The sequence below is a fragment of the Actinomyces sp. 565 genome (assembly GCF_010365615.1).
Taxonomy (GTDB): domain Bacteria; phylum Actinomycetota; class Actinomycetes; order Actinomycetales; family Actinomycetaceae; genus Actinomyces.
In genome coordinates this window covers 47053-57668 of the sequence record NZ_PIZD01000004.1, presented here as the reverse complement: position 1 = coordinate 57668, position 10616 = coordinate 47053, and the positions used below count along the sequence as shown (strand labels likewise).

9 protein-coding genes are annotated in these 10616 nt (G+C 67.6%); 1 reads left to right on the top strand and 8 read right to left on the bottom strand.

What is annotated here, in order from left to right; translation table 11 throughout:
• Positions 1-93: 93 nt before the first annotated feature.
• From GZ997_RS01100 to GZ997_RS01085, 4 genes are all read right to left on the bottom strand, one after another.
• A complete protein-coding gene (locus GZ997_RS01100) occupies positions 94-2115 on the bottom strand; it encodes a sucrose-specific PTS transporter subunit IIBC (protein ID WP_203233859.1) in 2022 nt (673 codons plus the stop codon).
• A gap of 228 nt (positions 2116-2343) precedes the next feature.
• Positions 2344-3870, bottom strand: coding sequence for a glycoside hydrolase family 32 protein (locus GZ997_RS01095; protein ID WP_162678515.1), 1527 nt, complete (start codon positions 3868-3870; stop codon positions 2344-2346).
• A gap of 110 nt (positions 3871-3980) precedes the next feature.
• Positions 3981-4217: a hypothetical protein gene (locus GZ997_RS01090; protein WP_161924025.1), complete on the bottom strand. Its 237-nt coding sequence runs from the start codon at positions 4215-4217 to the stop codon at positions 3981-3983.
• On the bottom strand, positions 4214-5440 hold the full coding sequence (locus tag GZ997_RS01085) for an inorganic phosphate transporter (protein WP_161924024.1): 1227 nt from the start codon (positions 5438-5440) through the stop codon (positions 4214-4216). The genes GZ997_RS01090 and GZ997_RS01085 overlap by 4 nt, the downstream gene beginning before the upstream one ends.
• Before the next feature lie 318 nt (positions 5441-5758).
• On the opposite strand from GZ997_RS01085, the gene GZ997_RS01080 reads away from it, so the two are divergent.
• Positions 5759-7366, top strand: a complete 1608-nt coding sequence (locus tag GZ997_RS01080) for an Hsp70 family protein (protein ID WP_162678514.1) — start codon at positions 5759-5761, stop codon at positions 7364-7366.
• Between the two features lie 150 nt (positions 7367-7516).
• Here GZ997_RS01080 and GZ997_RS01075 read toward each other — a convergent pair whose 3' ends face one another.
• The 4 genes from GZ997_RS01075 to GZ997_RS01060 form a co-directional block, all read right to left on the bottom strand.
• On the bottom strand, positions 7517-8476 hold the full coding sequence (locus tag GZ997_RS01075) for an aldo/keto reductase (RefSeq protein WP_161924023.1): 960 nt from the start codon (positions 8474-8476) through the stop codon (positions 7517-7519).
• 23 nt (positions 8477-8499) lie between these two features.
• On the bottom strand, positions 8500-9018 hold the full coding sequence (locus tag GZ997_RS01070) for a MerR family transcriptional regulator (protein ID WP_161925322.1): 519 nt from the start codon (positions 9016-9018) through the stop codon (positions 8500-8502).
• A gap of 331 nt (positions 9019-9349) precedes the next feature.
• On the bottom strand, positions 9350-9817 hold the full coding sequence (locus GZ997_RS01065) for a DUF151 domain-containing protein (protein ID WP_203233858.1): 468 nt from the start codon (positions 9815-9817) through the stop codon (positions 9350-9352).
• A gap of 103 nt (positions 9818-9920) precedes the next feature.
• The gene (locus GZ997_RS01060) at positions 9921-10568 is read right to left on the bottom strand and encodes a MerR family transcriptional regulator (RefSeq protein ID WP_162678512.1); all 648 of its coding nucleotides are present in this window, start codon (positions 10566-10568) and stop codon (positions 9921-9923) included.
• Positions 10569-10616: the final 48 nt, after the last annotated feature.

Sequence of the window (10616 nt, the reverse complement as noted above, 5' to 3'; positions counted from 1 at the left end):
GGTGGCCGACCCGAATAACGGGTCGGCCACCAGCCGCTCTAAGCGTTGCCGTCTAGCCTCAGTGCGGCCGGACTGTCGCTATCAGTGGCGCTGTCAGGCGCCGGCTCCCGGTGCTGCCGGCTCGGCGGCGGGGGCGACGGCGTACAGGGAGTCGCCGCGGGCCACCGCACCGGTGTGCTCGTCGGTAACCCCACCGAAGGCGGTTGCGTTGGACACGACGATCGGGGTGACCGTCTGGTATCCGGCGGCGGTCACGCCCGCCCAGTCCACCTCTACGAGCGGCTGGCCGCGCAGCACCTTGTCACCGGCTGAAACCTTGGGCGTGAAGTGCTTGCCGTTGAGCTCCACCGTGTCCATACCGACGTGGATCAGCAGCTCCACGCCACTGGCCGAGCGCAGGCCGTAGGCGTGGCCGGTCGGGAAGGCGACCAGCACCTCACCGTCGACCGGGGAGACGACAGGACCGGAGGCCGGTACCACCGCCATGCCCGGGCCAAGCATCCCGGAGGCGAAGGTCTGGTCCTGCACCTCGGTTAGCGGCACCGCCCGCCCCTGAATGGGCGAGGTGATGGTGAAGTCGGTAGCCGCTTCGGCGGGCAGCTCCACCGTGGCTGAGTGAACCTTGGTGGCCTCGGCCTCGAGGGCGGCCTCATCCACCTCGTCGTCAGCGGCGAAGGAGGCCTGCCCCTTGGGGGTACGTCCGTAGGCGAAGGCGGCTGCGAAGGCGATGACGAAGGTGACCGCCTCCAGGGCCAGGTAGACCGGAATCTTCTCGGTGATGATCGAGACGAAGCCGACGAATCCGGCCGCGCCCAGAGCGGCACCGCGCACGTTGAACAGGGCCACACCGGCGCCGCCGATAGCAGCCGCACCCATGCCAATGAAGAACGGCCAGCGCAGGCGCAGGTTCACACCGAAGATCGCGGGCTCAGTGATGCCGAAGACGGCGGAGACACCACCGGCACCGGCAAGACCCTTCATCTTGGCGTCCTTGGTGAGCGCGAAGACCGCCAGGGCCACAGCGCCCTGCGCAACGTTGGCCATGGAGGCGATCGGGAAGATGAAGTCACCGACACCGCCGTTGACGGGCAGCAGCGGGATCTCAACGGCGGGGAAGGACTGGTGCAGACCGGTCACCACGATCGGCGAGTAGACCAGGCCGAAGAGGAATCCGCCGACCGGGCCGAGCGTGTTGTAGGTCCAGTCGAGGCCCTCGGTGATCCAGATGGACAGCTGCCGGGTGATCGGGCCAACCAGCACGAATGTGAGGAAGCCGGTGACCAGCATGGTGATCAGCGGGGTCAGCAGGAAGTCCGCAGTTCCGGACAACCGCTTGTGCAGCCACTTCTCAATGGTGGACAGGATCCAGGCGACGCACAGCACTGGGATGACCATGGCCTGGTAGCCGATCTTGTCGACCGTCAGGCCGAACAGGCTCCAGGTGGGGTTGGCGCCCGTGTACTCCCAGAAGGACTGGGCGGCCGCTTCATCCGCCATGTTGTAGGCGGACAGCAGCGAGGTGGAGACCATCGCCGCGCCCATGGCGGCACCCAGGTAGACGTTGCCGCCGAAGCGCTTGGTGGCTGAGTAGCCGACCAGCACCGGCAGGAAGGCGAAGGCCGCCGAGGAGATCATATTGATCAGCTCGGCGTAATCGGCCAGCCAGCCGTAGCGCCCCACCAGCGAATCACCCTTGAAGAAGAGGTCGTTCGCGGTGAGCACGTTGTTGATCGCCATCATCAGACCGCCGGCGATCAGGGCGGGAAGGATCGGGACGAAGATGTCCGCGATCATCTTGATGAAGCGAGAGACGATATTGCCGCTCTTGGCCGCCTCCTGCTTCGCCTCGTCCTTGGACACTTCCTTGACGCCGCCGGTCTTGACCATCTCGTCGAAGACGATGTCGACGTCTCCGGGGCCGACGATGATCTGGAACATGCCGCCGGCCACGAAGGTGCCCTTCAGATCGGGATCCTTGTCAAGCGCCTTCTGGTCCACCTTGTCCATGTCGTTCAGGACAAGGCGCAGGCGCGTCGCGCAGTGAGCGGCTGCGTTGATGTTATCGGCGCCACCGACATACGTCAGGACGTCTCTCGCCACACGGGCGTGATCCATTGCCACCCGGGCTTCCTTTCTGTGGGAACTGGATACTCTGCATTGAGCTCGACGGAGGACTCCGGTGCGTTGGGTACGGTCACCGATCCCAACGCGTCGACCTATGTCAAACGATAGTCAGACTACCGGCACGCCCCCTGAAGACGCAAGCAATTCCCGATTCTGAAGCCCGAAACAGCGTGCTTCAGGTGCGTGTGCCAGGCCTGCCGGAATCGCAGTCGTTTGGTGTCAGTCGTAGGCCACGGCGCAGCCCTCTTCCAGCAGCGTGCGCTGATCGCCGATCAGGGCGGCACCGCCTGCGGTCGGCTCTACGAAACTGCGCAGCGTGAAGGCGATCTCGCCATCGCCGACGAAGACCTCGGTCACGGAACGGTCGTGCAGCACCTCCAGGCACGGGCGCGTTCCCCGAGGCACGGTAACGGTGCGCACCTGCCCGTGCTGCGTGTAGCGCGAGTGGGAGCGGTCCACAACCAGGCGCGCATCGCCGTCCCGGGACTCCATCGTGATGGTGACGTAGCAGCGCTCGTCACCGATGCGCAGGCCCCACCGGTGAGTGGCATCGGCCTGGACGCGCAGCCGCCAGGAGCGGTGCCCGTCAAGTTCGGGAATGGAGGTTGTTCCCCCCAGCCGCTCCCCCGCGGCGCTCAGCACGGCGGCATCGTCCGGCAGCGGGACTGCCGGACGCTGTAGCAGGCGGCCGCCTCGCAGGGTCAGCACGCGCGGCACGGTCAGGGCGTGCACCCAGCCGCCGGTGCCGATTGAGGGCTGATCATCCTCTGAGGCATTGCCGGCCCAACCGGTCAGCAGAACCGGGCCGGGCTCACTGGGACGACGAGCGAAGACCTGGGGCGCATAGAACTCGAAACCGCGGTCCACCTCGGCGAAGGTCCCGTCGCACTCGCGCAGCTCGGTCCCCTCCAGGCGGCCAACCGTGTAGACGCAGGGGAAGATGTTCTCGTACCCCTCCGCATCCGGCTCAATGCCCTGCGGGCACCAGATCAGCACGTCGCGCACCTGACCGGTCAGCTCGTCGGTCAGCCGCACCAGCCCGGGGCACTCCCACATGTAGCCGAAGCGGTCGAAGGCGCCGTCGGCGTCCGGGAAGCTTAGCTCTCCCTCCAGCCTCCAGGAGCGCAGGTCCTCCGAGCGGTACAGCAGCGCCGCGCCGGTCAGGTCCTCGCGCTGCACGCCCAGGAGCATGCGGAAGCTGCCCGGGACGTCGGGATCACGCCAAACCTGGGGATCACGGTAATGGGCGGTATAGCCGTCTGGGTGGTCCGGCAGCAGCGGGTTGTCCGGCCACTTGTCGAAGCGCTGCAGGTCGGTGCTGGTCACCAGGCACTGACTGGCGGTGCGCTCGTCGGTCACCGGGTCCTTGAGGTTGCCGGTGTAGAAGAACTGGTAGCCGACACCTGCTGGCGCACCCGCCAGCTCCTCCCCCTCCAGTACGACGGCGCCGCCGGAGTATGCCCCGGAGAGGTCGTAGTAGGAGTCGGGGATGATCGCCGGGTCGTGGTGCTTCCAGTGCAGCAGATCCCTGGATGAGGCATGCCCCCAGTACACCAGCTTGCGGTGCGGGTGGAACGGGCTGAACTGGTAGAAGGCGTGGTAGGTGCCGGAGTCCACCAGCAGGCCGTTGGGGTCATTGAGCCTACCGACCGGGGGCGCCAGGTGCACCACGGGGTAGTCGGGGTCGGCAGTTGCGTGCGAGCGGTCGGTCGCCTCCAGGGCGGCCGCCCTCAGATCCTCGGTCATGTGGCGACCCTAACAGTATGCGCGCTGACCCGGACGACGAACCTACCGACCGAAGTGTCGTGCCCGCGGGGCCGACAGGGGTCGGCAGGAGCCGCTACCGGAAGCTGCGACTAGTGGAAGTACGGGATCAGCAGCCACAGGCCGAACACCGCGATACCCACCACGCAGGCGATGAAGAATCCCGCGGCGACCTCGGCGAGGTGCAGGCCTTTGACCTGTCCGCTCTGCCGCTTGAGCCGAACCGCCGCGAGCATGCGCACAGCCGCGGAGGTGACGGCGAGGATGAAGGCGGCGCCGGCCACGGTCACCAGGGTGACCAGCCCGAGCGAGGACCAGTCGATGCTCATACCAGCGCTCCCGTTCCCCGGTCTGCGGGGTTGGCTCCCACCAGCTCCCGCTTCACCTGGTCCAGGGTCTTGGGGGCACGCCCAAGCTCAGGGTCGGTCTGCTTGGCCACAACCACCTTGTCGGCGTCGTTGACGTTGGAGAAGTCCACCTTGTTGTGGTTTGCCTGCCGGATGATGAGCAGAGCGCTGAGCAGCAGCAGCGCAATCACGACGACGGTGCCCGCGACCCCGCCCCGGACCGCTATGAAAGAGGTGATTGCGCCAACCACGGCGGCGCACGGCAGGGTGATCAGCCAGGCGGTCCCCATCTTGCCGAAGGTGCTCCAGGAGACCTTGGCGCCGCGGCCGATCCCCGTGCCGAGGATCGAGCCGGTGCAGATATGCGTGGTGGACAGGGCGAAGCCCAGGTGCGAGGAGGCCAGGATCGCCACGGTGGAGGTGGTTTCGGCGGCGAATCCCTGCGGCGGGTCGATATGAACCAGGCCCTTGCCCATGGTGCGCATGATGCGCCAGCCCCCGGAGTAGGTTCCCAGGCCGATCGCCGCACCGGCAGCCAGTACCACCCACCAGTAGGGGGCGGTGCCCGGCTCCTGGTAGCCGGCGGCGATGAGTACCAGGGTGATTACCCCCATGGTCTTCTGCCCGTCCGAGGTTCCGTGGGCCAGCGCCACCATTGAGGCGGAGATCCGCTGACCGTAGCGGAAGAGCTTGTCACTGACCTTGTCCGTCGGTCCGGTGATGCGGTAGCTGATCCAGGTTGCGACTGCGGAGGCCAGTGCAGCCACGGTCGGGGCGATGAAGGCCGGCAGCATGATCTTCGAGACCACCGTGCCCCAGTGCACCCCCTGGAAGCCGGCGGCCACGACTACCGCTCCGATCAGCCCGCCGAACAGCGCGTGTGAGGATGAGGAGGGCAGGCCCAGCAGCCAGGTAGCGAGGTTCCACAGGATCGCGCCGGCCAGGCCGGCGAACACCATTGCCGGCGCCGCCTGGATCAGCGCGTCGTCGAACATGCCGTGGGAGATGGTCTTTGCCACCTCAGTGGACAACGTGGCTCCCACCACGTTGAGGATGGCGGCAACCAGCACCGCGCGCCTAGGTGTGAAGGCGCCCGTGGCGACGGAGGTCGCCATGGCGTTGGAGGAGTCGTGGAAGCCGTTAGTGAAGTCGAAGATCAGCGCCGTAACGATGACCACGACGACGATGAATAGGGTTGTACTCATGCCATTCCCGGTCGGGTGTGCGGGCCGGTGGTACTGCCTGAGCCCTCCGCAGCTGCCTGCGGGTTCGCTCCGTGCGGTGCACCGGTCCGGGCCGCGGTAACGCGTCCTGCCGTCATTCTTACCCGGGGCGGACCGTCCGCTACAGCGCAGGCGGCTGGAATTCACCAACTGTTCACTCGCCGTGTGGCCCCGCCGACGCCGCCCGCCCGATCCGCCGAGCCGCGCGAGCCGGGTCGCGGGCATGAAGCGGCACACACCTCGGCGGCGCCCCGCCGAACCAACGGGCGATAGGCGCCAGGGAGCGATAGGGTCACGCCCATGGCAGCCCGAAGTGGTAGCAGAAGTGGTAGCAACAGTACGCGGCAAGTCCGCAAGCGTCGGCGCGTTCCCTCCGCGCCCCTGGACCTCGGCATCGATCTCGGCACGACGCGCACCGTCGTCAGCCGTGCGGACCGCGGCAATTACCCCGTTATCGGCTTCACCGACACCGAGGGGGACATCCATGAGTTCTTCCCCTCGCTGACCGCGCTGACCGCCGATGGGCTGGTTCACGGATTTGAGGCCCGCGCCGCCGCCCGCCGCGGCGCGCCACTGCTGCGCAGCCTCAAGCGGCTGCTGTCATCCCCCACTGTTACGGCGCAGACGCCAGTACAGCTCGGAGACGCCACTTTCACGATCGCCGAGATCCTCACCGACTACCTGATCACCCTGCGCAACCACCTGCTTGCCGCCGATGCCCTGGAGGGCGCGGACCCGGCCGACGAGGACGCGCATATCGCGGTTGCCGTGCCGGCGCATGCCTACGGGGCCCAGCGGCTGATCACGCTCGATGCCTTCCGCGCAGCCGGATTCCACGTGACCGCGATGCTCAACGAGCCCAGCGCAGCCGGATTCGAGTACACCCATCGCAAGTCCGCCACCGTGTCCTCCCGCCGGACCCGCGTTCTGGTCTATGACCTGGGCGGCGGCACCTTCGATACCTCTCTGGTGGACGTGCGGGGCCACTCGCACGAGGTGCTCGCCTCGCGCGGCGTCGGCGACCTGGGCGGGGATGACCTGGACCTGCTGCTGGCACAGCTGTCCCTCCAGAGGGCCGGGCTGGCGGAGGAGGAGCTGACCACCAGGGAGCTGGACGACCTGCTCGACCAGTGCCGTGACGTCAAGGAGGCGATGGCACCCCAGACCCGGCGTCTGGTCATCATCCTGCGCGGCAAGGACGTGGTACTGCCTGCGGCCGACTTCTACTCGGCCGCAACCCCGCTGATCGAGCGCAGCTTGGACACCATGGCCCCGTTGATTGGCCGCCTGGACGACGGCGGGCCGGATCTGGCGGAGATCGCCGGCATCTACCTGGTTGGCGGCGCCTCCTCCTTCCCGCTGGTCCCCCGCCTGCTACGTGAGCGCTTCGGACGCAGAGTCCACCGCTCGCCCTACCCCGGCGCCTCGACCGCGATCGGCCTAGCCATTGCCGCGGACCGTACCGCCGCGGTCGCTCTGACCGACCGCTTGTCCCGCGGGTTCGGCGTGTTCCGGGAGGCCGACGGCGGCGCCCGCACCGTGTTCGACGCACTCCTCACCGAGGAATCGGTGCAGGAGCGTGCCGATGGTGCGCACGGGACGGTCATCACTCGCAGCTACCCCGCAGTCCACAACATCGGCCGCTTCCGGTACGTGGAGTGCGCCGGGGTGGATGATGCGGGAGAGCCACGCGGTCAGCTCGCGCCGTACGAGGATGTCCTGTTCCCCTTCGACCGCTCCCTGCGGGACGTGGAAGACCTCATGCACACGCCGGTGCACCGCCTAGGCAGTGGTCCGGTAATCGAGGAGCGCTACGACATTGACGGCGCCGGGCTCATTCGCGTGACGCTGACAGACCTGTCCGACGGCTACTCCCGCACCTACGTCCTGGGGCGCCGCACCGCTTAGGCGATGCTTCACGCGGGCGTCCGGCAGGATGCCAAAAGCGGATGCCTAAAGCGCGTTCGTTCTAGCGCCGGAGCCGCCTGTGTGGACAAGCGCCTGTCAGCAAGGCCGGGCCCGAGCGTGCCGCTTTAGGCGTGCCGCTGGCTCCGGAGCCTATGGCCGAGCCAGGTCCGAGGCAGCTGTCAGGGCTGCTGTCTCCCCCGGGGCGAGCTCGAGCGTCAGCGCATCCGCAATCGGGCCCAGTTGCGCAGCCGTGCGCGCGGACGCGAGCGGCGCCACGACGCCGGGCCGCTCGCGCAACCAGGCCAGGGCGACCGCAGCAGGTGCGACGCCGTGCCCTACCGCCACTTCCCGCAGTACGTCCAGCACGGCGAAGCACTCCGGCCTCAGGTAGTCCTTCACCCAGCCGCCGCGTACCGAGTCGGCCGCGCTGCCAGGGTGATACTTGCCGGTCAGGAATCCCGACGCCAAAGAGAAATAGGGCACCAGGCCCAGGTTGTAAGTCGCAGCCACCTCGCCGCGATTTCCAGGACCCTCAACGTCTTGGCGGTGCAGGAGGTTGTAGTGGGGCTGCAGGGCCACGGGGGCTGCGAAGTCGTTGGCAGCGGCGATGGCGCACCACTCCTCCACCCGATCCGGCGTGTAATTGGAAAGTCCCACATAGCGCGCCTTGCCGGCCGCACGCACTTCCTCGAATGCGGCGACAGTCTCCTCCAGCGGCGTGTCCGCGTCATCGAAGTGGGCGTAGTAAAGGTCTACGTAGTCGGTTTGCAGGCGCGTGAGGGACTCGTCGATAGCCGCGTGGATATTGCCGACCGCGAGCCCCTTGCGATCCGGCTTGGTGGATACCTTGGTAGCGATGATGACGTCATCGCGCCGGCGTCGTGCGTGGAGCCAGGATCCGATCACCGCCTCGGACTCACCGCCGGCATGGCCATCGGCCCAGTGTGAGTAGCCGTCGGCCGTGTCAATGAAATTACCGCCTGCGTCGAGGTAGGCGTCCATGATTCGATGGGAGGCCGACTCATCCGCAGTCCAGCCGAACACGTTACCGCCCAGGCCTATCGGGCTGACCGCCAGGGCTGAGCTGCCGAGCGTCCTAGTCGGGGTCATCGTCTGCCTCCTGCATGATCGTTCTACACGGCCTGCTGGCGCGCGGCCCTGCGCTTGGCCAGCTCGTCCTCCACTACCGGGCCGTCGGCGGCGTGCTCCACCGGCAGCTCGGCCAGCGAGCCCTCGATCTCATGCCACACGCGGCCCACGGCGATGCCGAAGACGCCCTGTCCGCCCTGAACCAGGTCGACGACCTCATCCGCGCTGGTGCACTCGTAGACGGAGGCGCCGTCGCTCATCAGCGTGATGGAGGTCAGGTCCTCAACACCGCGCTCGTGCAGCGCATTGATCGCCACCCGGATCTGCTGCAGCGACACCCCCGTATCCAGCAGCCGCTTGACGATCTTCAGCAGCAGAATGTCGCGAAAGGCATATAGGCGCTGTGATCCTGAGCCCTTGGCGGACCGGATGGAGGGCTCGACCAGCCCGGTGCGGGCCCAGTAGTCGAGCTGGCGGTAGGTGATTCCGGCGGCACGGCATGCCACCGGGCCGCGGTAACCGGTGTTCAGGTCCAGCTGCGGCAGCGGGTCACCGAAGAGCATCCCCTGCGTGTGCTGGGGTGCGGTTGCGCGGAGGCTCGCTTCGTTGGCGCTCACTTGCCGGCTCCTGTCAACATCGGGGCGCGCGCGGGGGACGCGCGCACGGGCCGGTCCTCCCGGCCATGGGCCCACGATAGAACCCCACGTCGGTTCACTCAATGACAGGCACGCCGCCTAAATGAGTTCGAGTTCAGCTTGAGGTTGAGGCGGGCCGCCCGGGCCTGCGACGCACAGGGCGAGATCATGCGGATTCCGGGTACTGGCCTCCGTCTACGCTGTGACTCTTTACACATCAATTTTCACACTAGTCACAGACGCACCGCGTGTCGCGAGATCAGAGGGGAGCCGTGTCTCCCGGAACCACATCATCCAGCGCCTGGCGCCACTGCCGCAGGCGACACTGGAGCGCCTCCTCCCCCAGGTCGATGCCGCGCAGGCGCAGTAGCGCTCCGGTGGCAAAGATCGGCACCGAGAGCGCGCGGGCCAGCACCAAGGCGTCACTGGGGGCGCATGCCACCGCCGTCGACGAGGAGGGGGTGTCCGCTTCCAGCACGGCAACGGCGCAGATCCCCCCATCGGCGTCTACGTCTAGCACCACCCGCAGGACGGCCGACCCGAAGGCGTCCACGCATGCGGACAAGAACGGGGCCCAGCTGGGGCCGCGCGACCACTCCGGAGCACTGAGCAGCAGGCCGTCGCGTGCGCCGACGGGGATGGCAAGCATGCCCGGTCCCCCGTTCTCCACGAGAACGGCGACCAGCCCGGTGTCTGGGACCGTCGAACGGACTCCCATCAGCGTCATGGCCCGCACGCCCTCTAATCTATGCGGCAGGCGCCGGTACTGTCCCGGAAACAGCGCTGCAAGTGCGTTTTGCGATCTGAGTCGCACACGCCTAACCAGGCACTCAGCGCAGTGTCGCGACGGCGTTGCGCAGCAGGCTGGCGTGCAGGTCCGCGACCACCCCGGCCAGCTCGGCGGCCGCGTCCTCCCCCGCCGTGGTCGACCGGTTGCGCTTGTGCTGGGTGGCCAGCTCGATGGCGTCGGCCTCACGCTCAGCGGCGCTACGCACGGCGCGCAGATTGCGCAACGGGATGCCCAGCCGACTGGCTTTCAGCGCGAGTGCGATGATGGTCAAAGCGCGCGAGTCGAAATGACCATGCGCATCCGGCGTGATCACTCCAATGGCTACGAGCTCCTCCACCTGCTCTAGCGAGGCGCCGGAGTGGTGAACCAGGTCGGCGGCGTCAAAAGCGCCACCAACAGCGTGCCCTCCCGAAGCGACCACCCTGGCCACCGGGGCCGGCGGGGGCGCCTGCTCGCTGCTGTCCAGTTCCGCCAGGCGCTCACGGATCACCGAAAGCGGCAGGTACTCGTCGCGCTGAGCAGTCAGGGTGTAGCGCAGCCGCTCCACGTCGGCGGTTGAATAGCGCCGGTAGCCGTTGCCTACCCGGTGCGGGTGGATGAGCCCCTCCGCCTCCAGGTAGCGGACCTTGGACACCGATAAGGCGGGGAACTCGCCGCGCAGATGCGCGACAACCTCACCGATCTTCATCACAGGTTCCCGGGACACTCCCCGAGGCCAGGGGTCGGGCTGCTGACC